Below are 25,245 nucleotides of genomic sequence, written 5' to 3'. Positions count from 1 at the left end.
GAATAAAGCATATAAAAAACTCTATGATTTTTATTTCATAGAGTTTGTGTTTTTATTCAACTGTAACGGATTTAGCTAAGTTACGAGGTTTATCAACGTCACAACCTTTAAGACCAGCTGCATAGTAAGCAATTAATTGTAAAGGTACAGCAACTAAAACAGATTGTAGGATAGGATCAACATCTGGTAAGATGTATGTTTCTTTAACGTTTCCTACTTCTTGTCCTGCGATTGTAAATAAGATAACATTTGCTCCACGAGCAATTGTTTCTTGAATGTTAGAAATTGTTTTAGCAGCGATATTTGGTTGAGTTGCTACAGCAATAACTAAACTTCCTTGTTCAATTAAGGCAATAGGTCCATGTTTTAATTCACCAGCAATATATGCATCAGCATGAACATAAGAAACTTCTTTTAATTTTAAAGCACCTTCTAAAACCGTAGCATAGTCTAAACTTCTACCAATATAATAAGCATCTTTTAAATCTTTTAAATAAGAAGCATAATGTTCAAATGTTTTTTCATCTTTTAAGATGTTTTCAATATGTTGAGGTAATGAAGCAATACCTTCAATAATGCGTTTATAATCTTCATTTTCATTTCCTAAAGCTTGAGAAATATACATACCAAGTAATAATAAGACAATTAATTGAGTTGTATAAGCTTTTGTTGAAGCAACGGCAATTTCAGGCCCCGCACATGTATAAATTGTATGATCGGCTTCACGAGAAATAGATGATCCTAAAACGTTAGCAACGGCAATAGTTGTACATCCTTTTTCTTTAGCTAAACGTAAGGCAGCCATTGTATCAGCTGTTTCTCCTGATTGAGAAACAAAGACACACATTGTTTTTTCATCAACGATAGGATCACAGTATCTAAATTCACTAGCAACTTGAGTAAAAGTAGGGATTCCTGTTAATCTTTCTAAAATGTTTGCCCCTGAAAGACAAGCATGATAAGCTGTTCCACAAGCAACAAAGTAAGCTTTGTTGAAAGTTTTGAATTTATCATGAATGGCATCAAGCTCAGGTAAAATGATACGATCTGTTCCTTCAACACGTCCTCTTAATGTTTCAGAGATGGCATATGGTTGTTCATGAATTTCTTTTAACATGAAAGTATCATACCCACCTTTTTGAGCAGCTTCATTATCATAAGGAATTGTTGTAATTTCTTTTTCAATTGGATTTCCATGTTGATCGAAGAAAGAAACATTTCCTTTGTTTAAGATAGCAATTTCATAATCTTCTAAGAAATAAACATCTTTTGTATAATCTAAGATGGCTGGAATATCACTGGCAGCAACAGAAGCATTTTCTGTTTTCCCAATAACTAATGGGCTGTCTTTTTTAGCGATAAATACTTTATCAGGTTCAATTAATGAAACGATACATAAAGCATAACTTCCTTCAATTCGAGTAATAACACGTTGTAATGCTTTTAACATATCTTTTTCTTTTTTATAGTAGTAATCCATTAAATGAACAACAACTTCACTATCTGTTTCAGAGTGAAACTTATATCCTTGTAAGATCAAGATTTCTTTTAACTCTCTATAGTTTTCAATAATTCCATTATGAACTAAAGAAATTGTTTCATCATTATTTGTATGTGGATGCGAGTTTAAGTTTGATGGAACTCCATGAGTTGCCCATCTTGTATGTCCAATTCCCACATGTCCTAAAACATTTTCATCTTTTAATAAGTCTTTTAAATTTTGAAGACGACCTTTAGCCTTCTTTGTAAATAAATGATTATTTTCAATTGTTGTAATACCTGCTGAATCATATCCTCGGTATTCTAGTTTTTCTAGCCCTTGAAGTAAGAAGTGAAGGGCTTCTTTGTTTGCACTAATGGCAGTAATTCCACACATTTAAAAAAATCCTCCTTTATATATTTATATGTGTGGTTATAAAAAAGAGGATACCGGATGAATTTGTTTTACAATCACTTGTAGTTTTTGTCCATCGTTTAGGTAGTATCATACCTCTAGACCATCCGCCGAATCTTTCGATAAGTCTAGTCCTCGTCAACTGCATAGCAGTCCTGGCGCTCATTTTTTTAATCTCATTTTATAACCGCATTTATTATATAGACTCCTTTTTCATAAATCAACTCAATTTTTTTAAAAAAAAAGAAGAAAAAATGAAAAACTTGGCGTATATAGTAGTGGAGGATAAAATTATGGATAAGAAAAAAGTAGAGATGTCTGTAGAAGAAAATATAGATGAAATGAAAAAATCATTAAAGAATTTAGAGGAGTCTGATTGCTATGATGTAGGAAAATATACATATTCATTACTTCATCAAACAAGACAGTTGGAGTATTTTTATTGTCAATTACTAGAACAAGAAGAAGCAACGCCAGATCAAACTTTTTATCATGTTTCTAAAAGACCAGAAGTTCATCAAATGGCTTATTTTAATATTGGAAGGGGCTTTCCTAAAGAAATTATGGATGCTCATTGGTGCTATGTTTTAAAGGACTTTGGATCGAAGATGCTTGTTATTCCTTGTACTTCAATAAAAGAAGACTCACCAGAAGCAAGCTTTTATGAACTTGATATTGATGTTCGAATAAGAAGATACTATATAAAAAGCCGTATGCAACTATCATATATGCGTTGTGTAGATATTCAACGTTTAGATTTAAGAAAACGTTTTTGTAATGTTGTTACAAGTCGTGAAGAAATCGAACGTTTTATCAAGGAAAATGTTTTTGGTGAAGATGAAAATGAAAAAAGCCTCGAGTGAGGCTTTTGAATTTATAAGTTTAATAGTCTCTTTGTATCTCTTGCAATGACAAGTTCTTCATTTGTTGGAATAACATAAACTTTAACTTTACTATTTGGTGTAGAAATTAAACGATCACCTTTACCGTTAACGTTAGCGTCATCATCAATTTCGATACCTAAAGCTTCAGCTAATAAATTACAGATTTCTTTTCTAGCAAAGAATGAGTTTTCTCCAATACCTGCAGTGAAGCAAATGGCATCAACGCCACCTAAGGCAATGAAATAACGACCAATATAAGCAATAACTCTTCTAAAGAAAATATCTAGGGCAAGTTGAGCTCTTTCGTTACCATTGGCTGCAGCTTCTTGAACATCTCTAAAGTCACTTGATACACCAGAAACACCAAGTAATCCAGATTCTTTATTAAGCATCTTGATGACTTCTTTCATATCTAAACCAACTTCTTCAATTAAATAATCAATAACTGAAGGATCAACATCTCCAGAACGTGTTCCCATCATGATTCCAGCAAGTGGTGTAAATCCCATAGATGTATTAATTGATTTACCATCTTTTACAGCTGTTAAAGAACCACCAGCTCCTAAGTGAGCAACGATAATACGTGAGTGTTCAGGATTTCCCATCATTTCACGACAACGAGATGAAACATAGAAATGGCTTGTTCCATGAGCACCATATTTACGTACTTTGTTTTCTGCATAATATTTGTAAGGAATTGGATAAATATAGCTTTTTGGTTCTAATGTTTGATGGAAAGCTGTATCAAATACGGCTACTGCACCAGCGTTAGGAATGGCTTCTTTAAAAGCGTAGTATCCAGTTAAGTGAGCAGGGTTGTGTAAAGGTGCTAATGATTTTAATTCATCGATTTTAGAGACAACATCTTCATCGATGATTACTGATTGATCAAAGTAAGCACCACCTTGGACAACACGATGTCCTACTCCTTTGATTTCATCTAAATCTTTAACGATTTCTTTTTTAATTAAAGTGTCTAGTAAAAGTTGAACAGCAACTTTATGGTTTTCGATTGGTAAAGTTGTGACATCTTTTTCTCCATTATATTTAATAGTAAAGATAGAATCTTCTAAACCAATTCTTTCAATAACACCAGAAGTGATAACAGTTTCATCATCCATTTCAAATAATTGGAATTTTAAAGATGAACTTCCAGCATTTACAGAAATAATTTTTGACATAACATTCAAGTCCTCCTTATTAATACTTATCCATTATAACACCGACAAGGAAGAAAAAACTATAAAAACATTGAAAAAAGAGGAGATTGATTTATAATAGAACTTGCCAGGGGCGCGAAATGCTGAGAAAGGTGAAAACCTTGTCCCTTATAATCTGAACTAGGTAATGCTAGCGTAGAGAGTGCAAAATAGTTTATTTGCCTTTTTACGTATGTAAAAAGGTTTTTATTTTGCCTCATTTTTTAAAGGAGGATGACTATGAATATTAAATTAACTACGAAGAATATGGCTTATATGGCAATGTTTGCGGCAATGCAAATTGTTTTAGAATATTGCACAAAAATCTATGAGATGCCTAAAGGTGGTAATTGTGCCTTTTCACTTGTTGCGATTATTTTATGTGGCTATTTGATGAACTGGGGATATAGCTTAATTGTTTCTCTTGTTTGTTTAGGACTTCATTTTGCGTTAGGTCTTGCTACATTCTATGGTCCTTTATCGGTAATCTTTGATTATTTATTACCAATGATCTTAATTGGACTTACACCTCTTATTCCTTTATTAAAGGTGGGTAAGTATGAACTACCAATTGGCATTGTTATTACGGGTGCTTTAAAAACAATTTGTCATTTGATTTCGGGATGGTATGCTTTCCAAACACCATTAAAAGCGAATTTGGTATATAACCTTCCATATAATATTGCGACAATTATTGCTTGCTTTATTTTATTTGTTCTTTTATATCCAAGACTTAAAAATGCTGTTCATTTATAAGACTCGTTTCGAGTCTTTTTTTTACTTTGAAAGGGCGTTATTTTTGTGTATAATGTACATGTTGTATAAGGAGTCATTTATTGTGGAAGATATTGTAGGAAAGAAAATCTTAATACATGGTTATAAACATAATGGTAAAATACATAGATGTTGGTCGAAAGGACTTGTTTTACAAGAAACAGATGATCATTACATCGTTATTAATAACAGAACGTTAGTGACAGAATCGGATGGAAGAATGTGGCATACGCGTGAACCGGCAATTTGGTACATGCCTAAACATAAATGGTATAATGTTATTTGTATGATTCGTAAAACAGGTGTGTATTATTATTGTAATATTGCTTCACCAACACTTTATGATGGCGAAGCTTTAAAATATATTGATTATGATTTAGATTTAAAGGTATTTCCAGATGGAAATTATCGTATTTTAGATCAAGAAGAATATCGTCAGCATGCTCGTGAAATGGGTTATAGTGAAGAATTAGATGAGATTTTAAAGAAACAATTGGATGTTTTAATTGAATTAGCGGTTAAAAAGGGAGGACCTTTTGATCAAGACTTTACGAAAAAGTGGTATAGCTTTTATCAAGATTTAAAAGAGGGATATTATGGAAAAAGTCATTATAATAGATAATAGAGATCAAACAATTGCTTTAGGTAAACAAATAGGAAAGTTACTTCAACCCCATATGTTGATGACTTTAAATGGTGATTTAGGGGCTGGTAAAACAACATTTACAAAAGGAATAGGGGAAGGTTTAGGTATTAAAAGAATTATTAATTCACCTACTTTTACGATTTTAAAACAATACCAAGGGCATCTTCAATTATCTCATTTTGATGCTTATCGTTTAGAAGGACAAAGTGAGGATTTAGGTTTTGAAGAAATCTTAGATAGTGAGGATGTTTGTGTTGTAGAATGGCCAGAGTTTTTAGAGGATATTTTACCACAAGAACGTCTAGCAATTACAATTAAAAGAATTGATGATTCTAAGCGGGAGTTTATTTTAAATCCAATTGGAAAAAAATATGAAGAACTTGTAAAGGAGATTGATTATGAAAACAATTATCATGGATAGTGCCAATAAATACCTAGTTGTTGCATTATATGAAGATGAAAAATGTTTAGCTTCTTTACAAGAAGAAGGAAATCGTAAACAATCAGAATATGCTATTGTTTATTTGCAAAAGCTCCTACAAGAAAATCAGTTAAAAATAAGTGATTTTGATGAAATGGTTATTACGATTGGTCCAGGTTCTTATACGGGAGTACGTGTAGCTTTAACAATAGCTAAAACATTGAATGCAACGATGAATTTAAAGATTAAAACGGTTTCTTCGTTAAAGGCGATGGCAGGAATGAAAAAAGCAATCTCAATTTTAGATGCAAGAAGCAAAAAACTTTTTTTAGGTATTTATAATGAAGGAAAAGTAATTGTAGAAGACTGCTTAATTAATATGGATGAGTTTGAAAACTATCAAAAAAAATATTCAGATTATGAAATTGTAGGAGATACTTCTTTAGTTGGTTTACCGGAACAAGAAATAAATCTTGTTAAAAATATTTACACACTTTCTTATTTAGAAAGTGAAGTTGAAAATGTAGATGGACTTGTTCCAAGGTATATTAAAGAGGTTGAGGCTAAAAAGATATGTCAATAAGAAAAATGGAATTAGAAGATTTAAGAAAAGTTGTTGAACTTGAACATGCACTTTTTTTATCTCCTTGGAGTGAAGAAGATTTTAGTCATGAATTAAAAGAAAATCCGATGGCGGGGTATTATGTTTTAGAAAAAGAAAATGAAATAATTGGCTATATTGGCTTATGGTTTTTAGGAGATCAATGTCAAATTACAACTATTGCGACAGATCAAAAATATCAAGGGCAAGGATATGCGAGTCAATTAATGGAATATACACTTGAAAAAAGTGAAGCATTACATTATCAAAATGTAAATTTAGAAGTACGTGTTTCTAATGTTAAAGCGATCGCTTTATATGAAAAGTTTGGCTTTAAAAATGTTGCGATAAGAAAAAGATATTATAGTAATGGAGAAGATGCGTATTTAATGATCAAGGAATTGGAGGGATAGAGATGTCATTACTACTTGCGATTGAATCAAGCTGTGATGAAATGGCAATGGCCGTTTTAAAAGACCAAAGAGAGTTTTTAAGTAGTGTGGTGGCTAGTCAAATCGATATACATGCAATGTATGGTGGAGTTGTCCCTGAAATTGCTAGTCGTAAACATGTTGAATGTGTATCGGTAGTTTTAAAAGAAACGTTGAAACAGGCAAAGGTGAAAATGGAAGATATTGATGCGATTTGTGTAACGAAAGGACCTGGACTTGTCGGTTCTTTACATATTGGTTTACAGGTGGCAAAAACACTTTCTTTAGCTTATGAAAAACCTTTAATTGGAGTACATCATATTGCTGGACATATTTATGCCAATAATTATGAAAAGGATATTGTTTATCCAGCACTTTGTTTAGTTGTTAGTGGTGGACATACGGAACTTGTTTTAATGAAACATCCGTATTCTTTTGAAGTGATTGGCGAAACTTTAGATGATGCTGTTGGTGAAGCTTATGATAAAGTGGGAAGAGTTTTAAATCTTCCTTATCCAGGTGGACCTGTTTTAGATAAAATGGCCCATTTAGGAAATGCTAATTATCCATTACCAAAGCCTTTAGATGATGATAGTTATAATTTTAGTTTTAGTGGTTTAAAATCTGCCGTTATTAATTTAGCACACAATCATAAACAAAAAGGATTAGAAATTAATCAAAATGATTTGGCAACTTCTTTTCAAAATGTCGTTGTTGATGTTTTAGTTGATAAAACGATTCGTGCTGCCAAAGAATATGGAGTTAAAGAAATTATGTTAGCGGGGGGTGTTTCCGCTAATAAAGGATTAAGAGAAAAAATGATGGAAGAAGTGAAACACTTAGAAAGTGTTGAATTATCTTTACCACCAATGAAATGTTGTACAGATAATGCGATGATGATTGCTTTAGCGGGAAAAGTTATGTATGATAATAATAAGTTTAGTGACTTATCACTTGGCATTAAACCCCATCTCGATTTAGAATTAGAATCAATAGGAGGAGATTAGTGTGGACAAAAAAATATCAAAAGCAACGATGTCCCGTTTTCCTGTTTATTTAAAAGCACTTAGAAAAATGCAACATGAAGGAAAAGAAACATGTTTATCGAGTGAATTGTTTGAAATTACAGGGATACAAGATACAACAATTAGACGTGATTTTACATATTTATCAAAGACGGATAATTTTGGTAGACGTGGAAGAGGTTATGATGTAAAACATCTTATTGATGGGTTGAGTGAAGTATTAGGACTTGGTTTAGATGAATCGATTATCTTAATTGGAGTCGGTAATTTAGGAAGTGCTATTTTAAAATATAATCGTTGGCAATATACTGTGGGCAAAATTGTTTGTGGTTATGATATGGATAAAAATAAAGAAGGGGAAAGATTTGGTGTTAAAATTTGTCATATTGATAAATTAGAAGAAACTTTTCCAAGTGATTGTAAGATTGCTATTTTAGCAATTTCAGAAAATGTTCAAGGAACAGTTGATCGTTTAATGAAATTAGGTATTAAAGGAATTGTTGATTTTACGCATAGTCATTTTATGGTTCAAGAAGGAGTAGAAGTCCAAACAGTTGATGTTGTGGTCGCAATTCAAGAACTTGTTATTAAAATGAAATCAAATGATCAAGAATAGGGAGAGAAAAATGTTTGAATTTATTACAGTAAGAGAATTATATGAATTATATATTAATGATAGAGATCAATTAGATGGTATTGAATATGTTGAATTACAAGGTTGGATCCGTACAAATAGAAATAGTGGGAAAGTTGGATTCTTAGCTTTAAATGATGGAACATATTTTAAAAATGTACAAGTTGTTTATTTAGATGAAATTATTGATAATTATGAAGAAACTTCACATATTTCAACAGGGAGTGCTGTTAAAGTTACTGGTAAATTAAAATTAACACCTGATGGAAAACAACCATTTGAAATTGAAGCAACTCATATAGTGGTTGAAGGAACTTGTGACGAAGATTTCCCATTACAAAAGAAAAGACATTCTTTTGAATATATGAGAGAAATTCCTCATTTAAGACCAAGAGCAAATACTTTTTATGCAACTTTTAGATTACGATCAGTATTATCTATGGCTATTCATGAATTTTTCCAAAACCAAGGATTCGTTTATGTCCATACACCAATTATTACTTCAAATGATGGTGAAGGCGCTGGAGAAATGTTTAGAGCAACAACAATCGATAACACTGAATTTGATAAAGATTTCTTTGGAAAAGAAGCTTATCTTACAGTTACAGGACAATTACATGTTGAAGCATTTGCTTTAACATATCGTGATGTTTATACATTTGGACCTGCTTTTAGAGCGGAAAATTCAAATACTTCAAGACATGCGAGTGAATTCTGGATGATTGAACCTGAAATTGCATTTGCTGATTTAGAAGATGATATGGATTTAATTGAAGATATGGTTAAATACTGTATTGATTATGTATTAGATAATGCACCAGAAGAAATGAAATTCTTTGAAAGCATGATCGATAAAGATTGTATTAATCGTATTAAAGCAGTGAGAGATAGTGACTTTAAACGTATGACGTATACAGAAGCTATTGATTATTTATTAAAAGCAGATGTTAAATTTGAAAATAAAGTTGAATGGGGTATGGATTTAAATTCAGAACATGAACGTTATATCTGCGAAAAAATCGTTGGTGGACCTGTATTCTTAACAGATTACCCTAAGGAAATCAAAGCGTTCTATATGCGTTTAAATGATGATGGAAAAACAGTAGCTGCTTGTGATTTACTTGTTCCAGGAATTGGTGAACTTGTTGGTGGATCACAACGTGAAGAAAGATATGATGTCTTAGAAAAAATCATGGATGAAAAAGGAATGGCCAAAGAAGGATTACAATGGTACATGGATCTACGTCGTTTTGGTGGATGTAAACATGCTGGATTTGGTTTAGGATTCGATCGTTTCTTAATGTATCTTACAGGTATGCAAAATATTAGAGATGTTGAACCATTCCCAAGAACTCCAAGAAATTTAAAATTCTAAAAAGCCTATTCGTTAGGCTTTTTTTGATATGACGGATATGTTTTACATCTAAGATGAAAGTCCTTCATGAGCGTAGTTGCCGACGAATTATATAACGACTTGCAAGTTTCACGTCGTGAGGTGTGCAAAAGAGAAAGCAATAGCGAAATCGTGGTCCAAAGAACATGAACTGGCTAATAAGGTGTATAAGAGGCTAAATTGGCCAAAGTGTAAATCCAGTGATTAGAGGATGGATAAATTACTATGCCATTGGTGATATGTATAGAGTTATGATGAAAATAGACGCACATCTAAGAACAAGATTAAAAGTGATATTGTGGAAACAATGGAGAAGATATCATTGGTTAAGGAAATTAGGAGACAATCATAATTTAGCAAGACAAGCATCGTACATGAAAGACCACAATCAGTTTGTAATGACCGAGACATGTATAGTAAAGGCACTATCAAAACAAAGACTAACCAACAATGGATTAGTCAGTTGTCTTGATTGTTATTTAATAAGACATAAATTGAAATTTAATTAAACCGCCGTATACGAAACCGTACAGTGGTGTGAAAGAGAAAATTTATTGAAAGTTTTCCCTATTCGATTGTATAATATGTGGGAGGTGACACACATGAATGAATATGATTTGATGAATCTTTATTTCAATTTTATTTTTAATGAAGGAAAAAAATCATTTAGAGATGTTTATGCAAGTTATGAACAACTTGGAGAATTAAAAAACTGGTTGACAGAACAAGAAATCAATTTTCCATTTGTGAATCAAATTCAAAAAAATGAATGTGAGTTACTTTTTAGAAGTAAAAACTTTGAAACTTATGATACAGCTTTTAAAACAAATTATGAAAATGAGTATCATCGTTATATCATTGAAGAAAAACAAAAGTATCAAATTATTTTATTATCAGGATTAGAAGATCATTTTTTTGATGACTTTGATAAAAAATATAATCATGAAATAATGCGAGTTTTTTGCATAAAGAAATCCTTAAAAGAAGATGTTTCTTTGTATGGGCCATACCACTTGTTTTTAAATGCACTTTTTCAAATAGATCATTGGCCAGGTATTTTTATTTTTAAAGGAGAACAAAGTGTTTTTTATCCTTTAAAAGATGTATTAGAAATCAATCATTATTTTAAATTGATTGAAGAAAATCAAATTTTTGAACAAAGGATTTCTTCAAAAGAAGAACAATACTTTGTTCAATTAAGTGATCTTCATTTAGGAACAAAGAAAACAGATAATGGTCTGATTGTTTTACAAGAGAGCTTCGATGAACTTTATCATATGTTACCTCATAATCATCAACTTAAATTTTTGATTACAGGAGATTTAATGAATTCACCTAATCGTAAAAATATGTATGCAGCTTCTCGTTTTATGAATCGTTTAAAGAGAAAGTATCATAGTGATGTTACCTTTGTTTTAGGAAATCATGATGTGATTGTTTATGGTTTGAATCTTTTAAAGAAACAAAAAACAAAAGTGGTAGCTTATTTGCTAGGAGAAAATATTAAAGTTTATCCAGATGTTAAAATGATTGTGATCAAAATAGATTCTACTTCTCAAGGAAATCTAGCAAGGGGAATGGTCGGACAAAGACTTCTTAAAGAAATTGAAGATGAGCTTTTATCAATTGATCATTTAGAAGACTATACCTTGATAGCAATGATGCATCATCATTTAATGCCACTTAGAAAAGATGATTTTTTGAAAATAAAATGGAATGAAAAACTATTCATGGGGAAAATTGCTGACTCGACAAAAGCCCTTGTGGATGCTCAAGATGTAATGTATTGGTTAGAAAAACATCATGTACGTTATATTTTCCATGGACACAAGCATATTCCTTGTGTTGTAAAAAAAGGAAATACGTATATTATGGCAGGAGGTTCTTCTTGTGGAGGAGGTACCAGAGAAAGAAAAAGCAGTTATTTAAGTTATAATTTATTGAAATATAATCGTAAAGATCAAGCGTTTAAGTATTGTTTTGTATTTTATGATGATCTTACAAAACAAGAAAGACATCGTGTAAAAATAAAATTATTTTTGGAGGAAAAAAATGAAGTTAGTAGATAAGATGAAAGATGAGAATTTAGGACTTGCAATCCTATATAACTTTACAAAAGGGTATGGGCATGTTCCGATGAATGTTTATGATGTGGTTTTACCACTTCTTTATCATGATGATTTTAGAAATCATTTATTTGAAGGAGTTGAAGTAGAAGAAGCTCTTACTAAATGTGTACAAGAGGATACATCTTTTATTCAAACTATTTTAGATGCGATTGAAGAAGATAAAGAAATGACATCAAGAGCATTAGGAATTTGTCTTTTAAATAAATATTTAAGCTTTGAATTTGAGGATAATGAAATGAAAGGAATTTATCATGAAAGCTCTATTTTAGATATTAATGAAGCAATCAATTTAGGAAAATTCTTTTCAGGAAAATCTTATGAAGATATTTTAAATATTTTAAAAAAAAAGAGTTCTAGCGTTGTCTTTTTAGATAGTGTTTGTTTAGGAGATGATGTTGATCTTTCTAAGTTGAATCAATTTGGACAAGTAACGATTTATAAACAAAGTAATCCAGAAGAAGTCATTGAACGTATTCAAGAAGCAGATATTATTATTACTAATAAATGTTTACTTACTGAAGAAGTCTTACAATATGCTTCTAAAGTAAAACTTATTTGTATTACAGCAACAGGTGTCAATAATGTTGATTTAGATTATTGTCATCGCCATGGTATTCCCGTATGTAATGTGGCAGGTTATTCTTCTTTAAGTGTTGCTCAACATACTTTTGCTTTAGCTTTAGATCTTTTACATAAAAATAGTTATTATCATAATTATGTTCAAAGTGGACAATATAGTGATAGTGGTATGTTTAGTCATATTGGACCTCATTTTTATGAATTGCATGCAAAAACATGGGGGATTATTGGTATGGGAAATATTGGACGTACGGTTGCTAAAATTGCTGAAGCTTTTGGTAGTCAAATTCAATATTATTCAACAAGTGGAAAAAATACAAAACAAGGTTATCCGGCGGTTGATTTAGAAACTTTATTAAAAACAAGTGATATTGTTTCTATTCATTGCCCTTTAAATGAACAAACAAAAGGATTAATTGGGGAAGATTCATTTAAACTTATGAAAAACGAAGCAATTTTAATTAATGTGGGACGTGGTGGTATTGTTGATGAAAAGGCACTTGCTGAAGCTTTACAAAATAATGAAATTGCGGGGGCAGGACTCGATGTTTTTGAAAGTGAACCTCTTGCAAAAGAAAGTCCTTTACTACAAATCAATGATGCTTCTAAAATATTGATGACACCTCATATTGCATGGGCAACAGTAGAAGCAAGAAATCGTTTATTTGATTTAGTTGTAGAAAATATTCAAGGTTTTTTAAAGGGTGATTTAAAGAATGTATGTTAATGCATTCTTTTTTTGCATTTTAAATTGAATTATGTTATACTCGAAAAACTTGAGGAGAAAATGAATGAACAAATTTGAAAAATTAGGATTAAGTGAAGAATTATTAAAATCAATCAATGAATTAGGTTTTGAAAAACCAACACCTATTCAAGAAAATATTATTCCTGTTATTTTAGAAGGCTATGATGTTATTGGTCAAGCACAAACAGGAACAGGAAAAACCTTAGCGTTTTCAAGTATTTTACTTACAAATTTAAAAGAAAGAAAAAAGAAGCCGCAAGCATATATTTTGTCACCGACAAGAGAGCTTACCATGCAAATTCATGAGGAATTAAAAAAACTGGGAAAATACAGTTCTTTACGCTTTGCTTGTGTTTATGGTGGAAGTGGTATTGAAAAACAAATTAAATCAATTAAAAAGGGTGTTGATATTGTTGTAGGAACACCGGGAAGAATGATGGATCTAATGCGACGTAAAGTCCTTCAACTTGATGAGGTTTCTTATGTTGTTTTAGATGAAGCGGATGAAATGTTGAATATGGGATTTGTAGAAGATATTGAAACCATTATTTCTAAGACAAATCCAGATCATACAACTATGCTATTTTCTGCAACGATGCCAGAAGGTATTAAAAAAATTGCCAAAAAATATATGAAACCTGATTATAAGCATATTCAAGTTAAACAAAAAACAATTACCGCTAATACAGTAAAACAATACTATTTTGAAGTTAAGCAAAAAGATCGTTTTGAAACATTATGCCGTATTATTGATAGTGAAACGGTACAATCAGGAATTATCTTCTGTCGTACTAAAAGAAGTGTTGATGAAGTAACAGAACAAATGCAAAAGGCTAATTATAATGTAGAAGCAATGCATGGTGATTTAAATCAAGATCATCGTATGCGTACTTTAAAGAAATTCAAAGAGGGAACAATTCATTATTTAATTGCTACAGATGTGGCAGCAAGAGGTATTGATGTAGAAAATATTAGTCATGTCATCAACTATGAATTACCCCAAGAAGTAGATCTTTATGTACATCGTATTGGACGTACAGGACGTGCAAACCGTGAAGGGAAAGCCTATACAATTGTTGTAGGAAAAGAAGAACGTTATTTAAAAGAAATTGAAAGAAAAACAAAATCTCATATTGAAAAATTAGAAGTACCAACATTAACACAAATTCATCAACATAAAGTAACAGAATTAATGTATAAATTAGAAGATATGATTTTAAATGGAGAACATAAACCGATGAAAGATTTGGTTAATCAAATTGAAAATCATATGTTAAAAGATGTTACAGCGGCATTAATTGAACTTTCTTTAAATCAACAAATTGGTTATCCTTATACAAAAGAAAAACTTGAATCTTCATCAAAACGTAAAAAAGGAGCAAGTGAAGGTTATACACGTCTATTTTTAACAGTAGGATCTATGGATAAGGCAAAGAAAAAAGATATTATTCATTTCTTAGTATCAAAGGCAAATATTAGAGAAAGTGATATTCAAGGAATTGATATTAAAAGAAAATTTACGTTTGTGAATATTAATGATAAGGCTATAAAAAAAGTAATGCAACATTGTCAAAAAGAAAAATTAAATGGACGAAAAGTAGAAATAGAACAAGCAAACAGTCGATAAGCTGTTTCTTGTTCTATTTTTTTTAAAAAATTAAAGGCGATAGAATCAACATAATTAATAAAAATTATGAAAGCGGTATCAATTTACACTTGAATGTAAGGGCTATCATGTGTATAATTATATTAGTTGATTAATTAGGAGGATTGATTGAAATGAAACAATATGTTTACTCTTTCAAAGAAGGAAATAAAGATATGAGAGTCATCCTTGGAGGTAAAGGGGCAAACTTAGCTGAAATGACAAGTATTGGTTTACCTGTTCCACAAGGATTTACTGTATCGACAGAAGCTTGTACTGCTTATTATGAAGATGGAAAACAAATTTCACCTGAAATTTGTGCGCAAATTGATAATAAATTAGCTGAATTAGAAGCAGAAACTGGGAAAAAATTAGGAGATCCAACAAATCCATTGTTAGTATCTGTTCGTTCAGGAGCAAGAGAATCAATGCCAGGTATGATGGATACTGTTTTAAACTTAGGTTTAAATGATGAAGTAGCTACTGGATTTACTAAAATTACAAATAATGAAAGATTCGTATATGATAGTTATAGAAGATTCATTCAAATGTTTGCAGATGTTGTTATGGGATTTCCAAAAAGCTCATTTGAAAGAAAATTTGATGATATCAAAGAAGAAAAAGGAGTTGAATTTGATACAGATTTAACTGCTGATGACTTAAAAGAAGTTGTTGCTATTTATAAAGAAGAATACAAAAAACATGCGGGAGTTGAATTTCCACAAGATCCAAAAGTTCAATTAATGGAAGCTATTAAAGCTGTATTCCGTTCATGGAACAATGATCGTGCAATTACTTATAGACGTTTAAATGATATCCCAGGTTCATGGGGAACTGCTGTAAACGTACAACAAATGGTTTATGGTAATACAGGAGATACTTCTGGTACAGGTGTTGCTTTCACGCGTAACCCTGCAACTGGTGAAAAGAAATTATTTGGTGAATACTTAATGAACGCTCAAGGTGAAGACGTTGTTGCTGGTATTCGTACACCTCAACCAATTGCCACATTAAATGATGTTATGCCAGAATGTTATGAACAATTCTGTAAAGTATGTGACATTCTTGAAGAACATTATAGAGATATGCAAGATATGGAATTTACAATTGAAAATGGTAAATTATTCATGTTACAAACTCGTAATGGTAAAAGAACTGCACAAGCTGCTTTAAAAATTGCAGTTGATTTAGTAAATGAAGGAATGATTACTAAAGAACAAGCATTATTAAAAGTAGAACCAAGACAATTAGATCAATTATTACATCCAAACTTTGAAGAAACTTCATTAAAATGTGCTCAAGTTATCGCTACTGGATTAGCTGCTTCTCCAGGTGCTGCAACAGGACGTATTTACTTCACTGCAGAAGATGTTATTGAAGCTCATAAAAATGGTGTTCAAGATATCTTATTAGTACGTCTTGAAACTTCACCAGAAGATATCGAAGGTATGAATATCGCTCATGGTATCTTAACTATTCGTGGTGGTATGACATCACATGCTGCCGTTGTTGCTCGTGGTATGGGTACTTGCTGCGTATGTGGATGCGGAAGCTTAAGAGTTGATGAAGAAAATAAAGTATTAACAACACCAGATGGTAAAAAATATCATGAAGGTGACTATATGTCATTAGACGGAAGTACAGGTAATGTTTACGGTGAAAGAATTAAAACTGTAGAACCTGAAATCAGTGGTGACTTTGAAACATTTATGTCATGGGCTGATGAAGTACGTACATTAAAAGTTAGAACAAATGCTGATACTCCAAGAGATGCTTTACAAGCTCGTAAATTTGGAGCAGAAGGTATTGGTTTATGTAGAACAGAACATATGTTCTTCGAAGAAGAAAGAATTTTCAACTTCAGACGTATGATTACTGCTGAAACAGTAGAAGCAAGAAAAGAAGCTCTAGAAAAAATCTTACCATACCAAAGATCTGACTTTAAAGAATTATTTAAAGCAATGGAAATCTATCCAGTAACAATTCGTTTCTTGGATCCACCTTTACACGAATTCTTACCTCATACAGATGAAGAAATTAGACCTTTAGCTGAAAGTTTAGGTATGACATTTGATGCGTTAAAAACTCGTGTTGAATCATTAAAAGAATTTAACCCAATGATGGGACATCGTGGATGCCGTTTAGCAGTAACTTATCCAGAAATTGCTGAAATGCAAACAAGAGCAGTTATTGAAGCTGCAATTGCTGTTAATAAAGAAGGACAAAATGTTGTTCCTGAAATCATGATTCCATTAGTTGGAGACATTAAAGAATTAAAATATGTTAAAGATGTAGTATGCAAAACTGCTGATGCAATTATCGCAGAAGCAGGAGTTGAATTACCATATAAAGTTGGTACAATGATTGAAATTCCTCGTGCTGCATTAACTGCAGATGAAATCGCAAAAGAAGCTGAATTCTTCTCATTTGGTACAAATGATTTAACTCAAATGACTTATGGTTTCTCTCGTGATGATGCTGCTAAGTTCTTAAATGAATATTATACTAAGAACATCTTCGAATCTGATCCATTTGCTCACATTGATGAAAATGGTGTTGGACAATTAATGCAAATTGCTATTAATAAAGCAAAACCAGTTCGTCCAGATATTAAATTAGGTATCTGTGGTGAACATGGTGGAGATCCTAGAACTGTTGAATTCTGTCATAGAATTGGTTTAACTTATGTTTCTTGTTCTCCATATCGTGTACCATTAGCACGTTTAGCTGCTGCTCAAGCTGCTGTTAAAGAAAAAATGAGTAAATAGTTTATAAGGAGGGTAGTGAAAACTACTCTCTTTTTATTTGTGTAGAATACTATTATTGAAATTTTCTTTTTTAAGCGAAATAATAAATATTAGGAGATGATAAAATGACGTATGAAGAAATGATAGAAGATGAAACTTTTATTGATGGAATGCAAACACGTATCATATCTGATCAAGAAATGGATACCATGTATATTCCTGATGTTGAGTATATGAATAGTGATGAAATCCGTCGTGTGCTACAAATATTAGTTCCACGTAAAAGGATGATGGAAAATGAAAAATATCCACTTATTGTTTACGTTCAAGGTTCTGCCTGGCATAAACAAAATGTTTATCAACATGTAGGACAATTTAATTATTTGTGCAAACAAGGTTTTGTTGTGGCTATTGTGCAATATCGTGAAAGTGATTTAGCTCCTTTCCCTGCACAAATAGAAGATACTAAAACAGCAATTCGTTTTTTAAAGAAACATCACGAAGAATATTTTGTTGATGAACAAAATGTTTTTTTATTTGGTGATTCATCGGGTGGACATGTTGCTCTCGTGAGCGGACTTACGGCTAAACTCCCATTGTTTAATGGTAATTTATATTCTGAATATTCAAATGAAGTGAGAGCTATTATTGATTTTTATGGCGTTGTTGATATTACGATGGAAGATGGTTTTCCAACCACAGAAAACCATCAACAACCAGATAGTCCGGAAGGCTATTTAATAGGAAGAAAAAATGTTTTAGAACATTTAGATATTGCACGTCAAACGAATCCAATGGCATATTTAGATGGGAATATTCCACCTATTTTAATTGCTCATGGTACAAAAGACCGTTTAGTTGCTTTTAAGCAAAGTGTTAAACTGTATAAGGCTTTAAAGGGTAAAAATAAAGATGTTGTTTTTTATCGTATGAAGGGTGCTGATCATGGTGGGCCTATGTTCTTTTGTGAAGATATGCTCGAGGAAGTAATTAAATTTATAAAAAAGAACATATCTAATGCATAAAGGATATAATCTATGGTAAAACAAGTACATTGGAGAAAAGGATATGTTAAAAAATATTGATAAACAAAAAGTATTAAAATTAAAAGAAGCGGTCACTTATCAAAAAGGACAAGTTGTTTTTTTAATATTAACTCAAAATGAAGCTTTAAGTGTGACACTTTTTTTTGATAAAAGAAGAAATTAGCTCTCATAAAAGTGGAGGAGATGCTTTTGTAACTTGTTTAGATGGTGAATCAATTGTAATGCCTATTGGGTTACCATATGCTGTTTATGGAAAAGAACAATTTAAAATGTTATGAGTTGTTGTTTTTTAAGAAAGTTAAGATGAAATCTCATCATAGCTTTTTTTTTAGCGATAAGCTATAATAAAAACAAGGTGATTATGATGGAAAAAATGATGTTAAATCTTAATAGTTTAGCAACAATGTTGTTTACATGCGATTTGCATGCGTATAAAGATGCTGTTTTAACTTTTGATGAATGGATCAACGTTGAAAAAAATTTAAAAGTACATGGTTTAAGTGGACCAGGGTGTTTGTTTGGTTTGAATGCAGATGAATTGATGGATATTTTAGATATTTCTGAGTATACTTCTTATAAAATAGTACAAAGAATGAAAACGATGAATGTGTTTTTAAAACATATTTATGAATATGAACAAAAAGGAATTCGTATTATTACAAAATACGATGAAGAATATCCGCAAATTTTGGTTAAAAAGATGAAGAAAAATGCACCAACTTGTTTATTTGTGGTAGGAAATCTTCCTGTAGAGTTTGAAGGGATTTCTCTTACTGGGTTACAAACTGTAACAAAAAAGGAAAAGGGTTGTATTAAAAGATTAGTTGATAAAATCAACAATGAAAATAAGTGGCTGATTTCTAATGATTGTAAAGGTGTAGACCAAGAAGCATTTCAATATGCATTACATCATCATGGACATATCATCAGTTTTCTATGTGAAAAAATGGAAGATAAAGCAATGGAATACAAGCGCTATATTCGCTCAGGTAATCTTGTTTTATTAAGTGCTATTGATCCAATAAAAAGATTTACAGTAACTCACGCGATTGATCGTAATAGTTATGTATGTGGTTTATCGAAATTTCAAGTTGTTGTTTCAAGTAAAATCAATAGTGGAGCAACATGGTTTACTATTATGCATAATATGCATCATAACTGGACGATTTCTCTTGTTATTGATAATGATTGTTTTGGGAATCAACGTTTATTGGAAATGAAAACAACACCGTTGTATGTTAAAAATATTGTTTCGGATATGAGTTTTGAAATGATTTATAATGAAAATAAAAAAGAAGAAGTGGAAGAAGAAATTAATATAGATCAAATGTCTATTTTTGAATTTATTGGAGATGCAAATGGATAGAAAATATAAAGATTGTATAATTACATATGTTTTAATGGGAATTTGTATTATTGTTTATTTATATACAACATTACGCTATGGAGTAGAAATGTCAGCAATGGAAGGCATTGAAGTTGGTGGGTTCAATCCTTTATATATTTATTATAATCATGAATATTTTCGCTTTATTACAGCGAATTTTATTCATTTTGGCTTGATGCATATTTTTTGTAATATCTATTCTCTTTATAATTTAGGAATTTTAATGGAAAAAATTCTTAAGAAAAAGAAATATGCCATTGTAATCATTGTTTCAATGCTTTCAACAACATGTTTTTCGTATCTTTTATTTTTATTGTTTAATAGTGGAACAAACAGTGTCATGGGAGGAATATCTGGTGTTATTTTTGGACTTATTGGTTCACTTTTAGCGTTAGCGATTCTTTATAAAGATATTTATAGTTATCTATTTAAACAAATAGCAACAAGTGTTTTATTAATGTTTTTTATCTCTGTTGCTATTCCTTCGATTTCTCTTTCGGGACATATAGGTGGTATGCTTGGTGGTTTTGTAACAACAATTATTTTAGAGAAAATAAACATTAAGAAAAAAATGATAATCAATTAGGTGGTGAATGTAGTGAATTTTCAAGAAAAATATGATGAATATAAACAAAGACGAGAAGCTAAAAAGTTTTTTAATCAAAATAATGATTATCATTTATCAGTAAGCGATTATATAAGGATGTTTATTGTTGGTACAGTGATAGCTATTTTTTCAACAATTGCTTTTGACTTTCTTAGTATGAAAATAGGGTGGAGTTTTTCTTATTTTGATATTTTAACAGGTTATTTTACAGGTTCTGTTGTTTTAAAAATAGCACGTTATGGAAGTGAGAAAGTTGGAATTATTTCGGCAGTATGCTATCTTTTAGGAACGCTGTTTACGCCGATATTGACATACTATATTTTTTGGAATCAATCTGTTTCTTTAACAACAGCTATTCAACTAGCGTTAGGGCAGTTTAGCAATCTTTTTTCTTTAGTTTTTATAGCTATCGGAGCAATGATAGCATATACAACGAGTAAAAATTAGTAGGACTATAAGGCCCTATTTTTTGTTTCTAACAGAAATAGTAAGTGAATTCATGAATACGTGTAGTCAAAATGTTTGGAAAGTAGTATAATGAAGTAAGCAAAAGGAGGAATTTTTTAATTATGGCTAAAAAATATTTGTCAATGGATGGTAACCAAGCTGCTGCTCATGTTGCGTATGCATTTTCTGAAGTAGCAAGTATCTATCCTATCACACCTTCATCTCCAATGGCTGAACATGCTGAAGCATGGGCTGCAAATGGAATGAAGAATATCTTTGGATCTCCTGTAAATGTTATTGAAATGCAATCAGAAGCAGGTGCTGCTGGTGCAGTTCATGGTGCTTTACAAGGTGGAGCGTTAGCAACTACATTTACGGCATCTCAAGGATTATTATTAATGATCCCAAACTTATATAAAATTGTAGGTGAAAATTTACCAGGTGTATTCCATGTTGCTGCACGTGCTTTAGCAACTCGTTCACTTAATATCTTTGGAGATCATCAAGATGTGTATGCTTGTCGTCAAACAGGTATTCCAATGATTTGTTCTCACTCAGTACAAGAAGTAATGGATTTAGGGGGAGTTGCTCACTTAACTGCAATCAAAGGATCTGTTCCGGTAATGCACTTCTTCGATGGATTTAGAACATCTCATGAAATTCAAAAAGTTGAAGTAATGGATTATGATGTATTAGAAAACTTGTTAGATAAAGAAGCATTAGCTAAATTTAAAGCAAATGCATTAAATCCTCATACAAACCCAATTGAACGTGGGGGAGCTGAAAATGATGATATTTACTTCCAAGGTAGAGAAGCTCAAAATAAACATATTGATGCAGTTGTAGAAATTGCTGCTGATTACATGAAAAAAATCTCAGAAGTAACAGGTAGAGAATATGCACCATTTACTTATTATGGTGATCCAAATGCTGATAGAGTTATTATCGCTATGGGTTCTGTTACTGAAACAATTAAAGATACAATTGATGAAATGGCTAAATCTGGAGAAAAAGTTGGTTTAGTTAAAGTTCATTTATATCGTCCATTCTCAGCAAAATACTTATTAAAAGTATTACCTGCTTCAGCTAAGAAAATTGCGGTATTAGATCGTACAAAAGAACCAGGTTCTGCTGGTGAACCACTTTACTTAGATGTATGCAGTGTTGTAAAAGATGCTGAAGTTTTAATTGGTGGGCGTTATGGTATGGGGTCTAAAGATACAAACCCTGCTCAAATCAAAGCTGTTTATGATCATTTAAATTCAGATAATCCATTTAATAGTTTTACAATTGGTATTGTTGATGATGTTACTCACTTATCATTACCAACTGAAGAATTTAATGTAACTGGTGATTATACAGAATGTCTATTCTATGGTTTAGGATCAGATGGTACTGTATCAGCTAATAAATCTTCTATTAAAATCATTGGAGATCATACAGATTTATATTCTCAAGCTTACTTTGCTTATGATAGTAAAAAAGCAGGTGGAACAACTCGTTCTAACTTAAGATTCGGTGCTTCACCAATTCGTGCTACATATTATGTAAATAATGCAGACTTTATCTCATGTTCATTAGATAACTATGTATTAAAATATGATATGTTGAAAAACTTAAAGAAAAATGGTTCATTCTTATTAAATACAGAATTCTCTAAAGAAGAAGTTGCTGACTATTTACCAAATAGAGTGAAAAAACAATTAGCTACAAAGAATGCTAAATTCTATATTATTAATGCTAATAAGATTGCTATGGAAATTGGTATGGGACGTCGTACAAATACTATTTTACAATCTGCATTCTTTGCATTAAATCCACAAATTTTACCAATTGATAAAGCTGTTGAATATATGAAAGAAATGGCTAAAAAATCATATAGTAAAAAAGGTGATGCTATCGTTCAATTAAACTACAAAGCAATTGATGCTGGTAAAGATGCAATTGAAGAAGTAACAGTTGATCCAAAATGGGCTGATTTAGAAATTCAAGAAACTAAAAAATTAACAGGTGATGATCATTTTGATAATTTTGTTTCTGTAATTAATGCTTTAGATGGTAATGATTTACCAGTTTCAGCATTCATGGACAAATTAGATGGTTCTATGAAATCTGGAATGGCTTATATGGAAAAACGTGGGATTGCTACAATGGTTCCTCAATGGAATAAAGATGACTGTATCCAATGTAATAACTGTGTTATGGTTTGTCCACACGCTACGATTCGTGCATTCTTAATGACTGATGAAGAAATCGCTAATGCACCAGAAGATATCTCTAATGATGTTTTAAAACCTATGGGTAAAGGTGTTGATGGATTATCTTACAGAATTCAAGTTTCACCAGATAACTGTGTTGGATGCGGTTTATGTGTTGAACAATGTTTAGGAAATAAAAAAGGTGAAGCTTTAAAAATGGTTAATGTTCATGAAGAATTAGATCATGCTCCATTAGCTGATTACATCTATAAAGAAGTAGAATATCGTGATGATAAATATCCTACAACTACTGTAAAAGGTGTTGGATTCAAGAGACCATACTTTGAAGTATCTGGTGCTTGTCCAGGATGTGGGGAAACTCCATATTATAGATTAGCAACTCAATTATTCGGATCAGATATGATGATTGCAAATGCTACAGGATGTAGTTCAATTTATTCTGGTTCTACACCATCTACACCATTTACAACTGATAAAAATGGTCAAGGGCCAGCATGGTGTAACTCATTATTTGAAGATAATGCTGAATTTGGTTATGGTATGAAATTAGCTCAAAACTATAATGAAGCACATATGATTCAAGTAATGGAAGAAGCTAAAGATGCTTGTGAACCTGAATTAAAAGAAATAATTGAAAAATACTTATCTGTAAAAGGACAAAGAAGTGAAGAAAAAGCAATTGTTCCAGAATTACTAAAATTAGTTGAAGCATCTTCAAATGAAGCCATTAAAGAAGTTTTAGATAATAAAGGTAATTTAGTTTCTAAATCTCAATGGATTGTTGGTGGAGATGGATGGGCTTATGACATCGGTTATGGTGGATTAGACCATGTAATCGCTAATAATGAAAATGTTAATATTTTAGTATTAGATACTGAAGTATATTCAAATACTGGTGGACAATCTTCTAAATCTTCTCAAGCTGGTTCTATTGCTAAGTTTACTGCTGGTGGTAAAACAGGAGCTAAGAAAGATTTAGCACAAATTGCAATGGCTTATGGTCATGTTTATGTTGCACAAGTTGCTATGGGTGCAAATCCAGCACAAACAATTAAAGCATTGAAAGAAGCTGAAAGCTATGATGGACCATCATTAATTATTGCTTATGCTCCATGTCAAGCACATGGTATTAAAGGTGGTTTAGCAAATCATCAAGCTGAACAAAAACGTGCAATTGATTGTGGATATTTCAACTTATTAAGATATGATCCAAGATTAGAAGAAGAAGGAAAGAATCCATTACAATTAGATTCTAAGACTCCTAACTTCGAAGGATTTAAAGATTACTTATTAGGTGAAAACAGATTCTCTCAATTATTAAAAGTAAATCCAGAACATGCAGAACAATTAATGGCTAAATGTCAAGCTGATGCACAAAAACGTCGTGCTCGTTTGGAAAAAATGGCTCAATAATAGTGTTATAAAACCGAATCCATTTGGGTAATACCAAATGGATTTTTTAATATATAAAAAAGTATAAAATAAAAAAATAAAAAAAATTCAAAAAAAGCTTTACAAAAGGAGAAATGGATGGTAGTATAAATGAGCACTCGACGAGAGAGACGAGTGAGAGGACATTGAAAACTGAACAGGAAAGAATAAAACACAACGTCAATTTAAGTTTAAAAGAAAAAAGAGCTAAACAGACCAAAGTTGTCTGAAGAGATAGAAGGACAATGGAGAGTTTGATCCTGGCTCAGGATGAACGCTGGCGGCGTGCCTAATACATGCAAGTCGAACGCTTCACATATGTGAAGAGTGGCGAACGGGTGAGTAATACATAAGTAAC

At 31.4% G+C, this 25,245-nt stretch carries 23 protein-coding genes, 1 rRNA gene and 1 riboswitch; of the genes, 22 read left to right on the top strand and 2 right to left on the bottom strand.

Features of this window, described 5'->3' with window-relative positions; all coding sequences use genetic code 11:
* Window positions 1-52: 52 nt before the first annotated feature.
* On the bottom strand, window positions 53-1,876 hold the full coding sequence (gene glmS, locus C7U55_RS10260) for a glutamine--fructose-6-phosphate transaminase (isomerizing) (RefSeq protein ID WP_048924510.1): 1,824 nt from the start codon (window positions 1,874-1,876) through the stop codon (window positions 53-55).
* A 311-nt stretch (window positions 1,877-2,187) separates the two neighbouring features.
* Here glmS and C7U55_RS10255 point away from each other — a divergent pair, with 311 nt between their 5' ends.
* Entirely contained in the window at window positions 2,188-2,757 is a 570-nt protein-coding gene (locus C7U55_RS10255; RefSeq protein WP_239985194.1) for a hypothetical protein, read from the top strand.
* Between the two features lie 11 nt (window positions 2,758-2,768).
* Here C7U55_RS10255 and C7U55_RS10250 read toward each other — a convergent pair whose 3' ends face one another.
* Window positions 2,769-3,959 (bottom strand): acetate/propionate family kinase, encoded by a 1,191-nt coding sequence (locus tag C7U55_RS10250; RefSeq protein ID WP_048924509.1) that lies wholly within the window; start codon window positions 3,957-3,959, stop codon window positions 2,769-2,771.
* Window positions 3,960-4,057: 98 nt separating this feature from the next.
* A riboswitch (TPP riboswitch) is annotated at window positions 4,058-4,158 on the top strand.
* A gap of 59 nt (window positions 4,159-4,217) precedes the next feature.
* On the opposite strand from C7U55_RS10250, the gene C7U55_RS10245 reads away from it, so the two are divergent.
* The 21 genes from C7U55_RS10245 to C7U55_RS10150 all read left to right on the top strand — a co-directional run.
* Complete coding sequence (locus C7U55_RS10245; protein ID WP_227213711.1) at window positions 4,218-4,733, top strand: energy-coupled thiamine transporter ThiT; 516 nt, start codon at window positions 4,218-4,220, stop codon at window positions 4,731-4,733.
* A 58-nt stretch (window positions 4,734-4,791) separates the two neighbouring features.
* Window positions 4,792-5,373 carry a DUF402 domain-containing protein gene (locus C7U55_RS10240; RefSeq protein WP_164488721.1) on the top strand — a complete coding sequence of 194 codons (582 nt, stop codon included), beginning with the start codon at window positions 4,792-4,794 and terminating at the stop codon, window positions 5,371-5,373.
* Complete coding sequence (gene tsaE, locus C7U55_RS10235) at window positions 5,348-5,818, top strand: tRNA (adenosine(37)-N6)-threonylcarbamoyltransferase complex ATPase subunit type 1 TsaE (RefSeq protein WP_106988478.1); 471 nt, start codon at window positions 5,348-5,350, stop codon at window positions 5,816-5,818. Before C7U55_RS10240 ends, tsaE begins: the two co-directional genes overlap by 26 nt.
* Window positions 5,796-6,401: a tRNA (adenosine(37)-N6)-threonylcarbamoyltransferase complex dimerization subunit type 1 TsaB gene (tsaB, locus tag C7U55_RS10230; RefSeq protein WP_106988477.1), complete on the top strand. Its 606-nt coding sequence runs from the start codon at window positions 5,796-5,798 to the stop codon at window positions 6,399-6,401. Before tsaE ends, tsaB begins: the two co-directional genes overlap by 23 nt.
* A complete protein-coding gene (gene rimI / locus C7U55_RS10225) occupies window positions 6,392-6,832 on the top strand; it encodes a ribosomal protein S18-alanine N-acetyltransferase (RefSeq protein ID WP_106988476.1) in 441 nt (146 codons plus the stop codon). The genes tsaB and rimI overlap by 10 nt, the downstream gene beginning before the upstream one ends.
* A 2-nt stretch (window positions 6,833-6,834) precedes the next feature.
* Window positions 6,835-7,857: a tRNA (adenosine(37)-N6)-threonylcarbamoyltransferase complex transferase subunit TsaD gene (tsaD, locus tag C7U55_RS10220; RefSeq protein ID WP_106988475.1), complete on the top strand. Its 1,023-nt coding sequence runs from the start codon at window positions 6,835-6,837 to the stop codon at window positions 7,855-7,857.
* 1 nt (window position 7,858) lies between these two features.
* On the top strand, window positions 7,859-8,491 hold the full coding sequence (locus C7U55_RS10215; protein WP_106988474.1) for a redox-sensing transcriptional repressor Rex: 633 nt from the start codon (window positions 7,859-7,861) through the stop codon (window positions 8,489-8,491).
* A gap of 10 nt (window positions 8,492-8,501) precedes the next feature.
* Window positions 8,502-9,884, top strand: a complete 1,383-nt coding sequence (gene asnS / locus C7U55_RS10210; RefSeq protein ID WP_106988473.1) for an asparagine--tRNA ligase — start codon at window positions 8,502-8,504, stop codon at window positions 9,882-9,884.
* A 218-nt stretch (window positions 9,885-10,102) separates the two neighbouring features.
* Window positions 10,103-10,411 (top strand): group II intron maturase-specific domain-containing protein, encoded by a 309-nt coding sequence (locus C7U55_RS14260; RefSeq protein WP_162297439.1) that lies wholly within the window; start codon window positions 10,103-10,105, stop codon window positions 10,409-10,411.
* A gap of 93 nt (window positions 10,412-10,504) precedes the next feature.
* Window positions 10,505-11,971, top strand: coding sequence for a metallophosphoesterase family protein (locus C7U55_RS10200; protein ID WP_162297438.1), 1,467 nt, complete (start codon window positions 10,505-10,507; stop codon window positions 11,969-11,971).
* Window positions 11,955-13,337: a D-2-hydroxyacid dehydrogenase gene (locus C7U55_RS10195; RefSeq protein ID WP_106988471.1), complete on the top strand. Its 1,383-nt coding sequence runs from the start codon at window positions 11,955-11,957 to the stop codon at window positions 13,335-13,337. The genes C7U55_RS10200 and C7U55_RS10195 overlap by 17 nt, the downstream gene beginning before the upstream one ends.
* A 64-nt stretch (window positions 13,338-13,401) precedes the next feature.
* On the top strand, window positions 13,402-14,985 hold the full coding sequence (locus C7U55_RS10190; protein WP_106988470.1) for a DEAD/DEAH box helicase: 1,584 nt from the start codon (window positions 13,402-13,404) through the stop codon (window positions 14,983-14,985).
* A 152-nt stretch (window positions 14,986-15,137) separates the two neighbouring features.
* Window positions 15,138-17,771, top strand: coding sequence for a pyruvate, phosphate dikinase (ppdK, locus tag C7U55_RS10185; protein WP_106988469.1), 2,634 nt, complete (start codon window positions 15,138-15,140; stop codon window positions 17,769-17,771).
* 104 nt (window positions 17,772-17,875) lie between these two features.
* On the top strand, window positions 17,876-18,775 hold the full coding sequence (locus C7U55_RS10180; RefSeq protein ID WP_106988468.1) for an alpha/beta hydrolase: 900 nt from the start codon (window positions 17,876-17,878) through the stop codon (window positions 18,773-18,775).
* 43 nt (window positions 18,776-18,818) lie between these two features.
* A complete protein-coding gene (locus C7U55_RS13985) occupies window positions 18,819-18,959 on the top strand; it encodes a hypothetical protein (protein ID WP_227213864.1) in 141 nt (46 codons plus the stop codon).
* Window positions 18,940-19,074: a cupin domain-containing protein gene (locus tag C7U55_RS14135; protein WP_256276376.1), complete on the top strand. Its 135-nt coding sequence runs from the start codon at window positions 18,940-18,942 to the stop codon at window positions 19,072-19,074. Before C7U55_RS13985 ends, C7U55_RS14135 begins: the two co-directional genes overlap by 20 nt.
* A gap of 86 nt (window positions 19,075-19,160) precedes the next feature.
* Window positions 19,161-20,162: a DNA-processing protein DprA gene (locus C7U55_RS10170; protein WP_106988467.1), complete on the top strand. Its 1,002-nt coding sequence runs from the start codon at window positions 19,161-19,163 to the stop codon at window positions 20,160-20,162.
* Window positions 20,155-20,769 carry a rhomboid family intramembrane serine protease gene (locus C7U55_RS10165; RefSeq protein WP_106988466.1) on the top strand — a complete coding sequence of 205 codons (615 nt, stop codon included), beginning with the start codon at window positions 20,155-20,157 and terminating at the stop codon, window positions 20,767-20,769. Before C7U55_RS10170 ends, C7U55_RS10165 begins: the two co-directional genes overlap by 8 nt.
* A 12-nt stretch (window positions 20,770-20,781) precedes the next feature.
* Window positions 20,782-21,237: a hypothetical protein gene (locus C7U55_RS10160; protein ID WP_106988465.1), complete on the top strand. Its 456-nt coding sequence runs from the start codon at window positions 20,782-20,784 to the stop codon at window positions 21,235-21,237.
* Window positions 21,238-21,359: 122 nt separating this feature from the next.
* Complete coding sequence (nifJ, locus tag C7U55_RS10155; protein ID WP_106988464.1) at window positions 21,360-24,869, top strand: pyruvate:ferredoxin (flavodoxin) oxidoreductase; 3,510 nt, start codon at window positions 21,360-21,362, stop codon at window positions 24,867-24,869.
* 260 nt (window positions 24,870-25,129) lie between these two features.
* A 16S ribosomal RNA gene (locus C7U55_RS10150) occupies window positions 25,130-25,245 on the top strand; the annotation flags it as partial.

Source organism: Faecalibacillus faecis (assembly GCF_003024675.1).
GTDB classification, from domain to species: Bacteria; Bacillota_I; Bacilli_A; order Erysipelotrichales; family Coprobacillaceae; genus Faecalibacillus; species Faecalibacillus faecis.
Note: the sequence above shows the minus strand (reverse complement) of the source record. Positions and strands in the feature narration are given on the sequence as shown.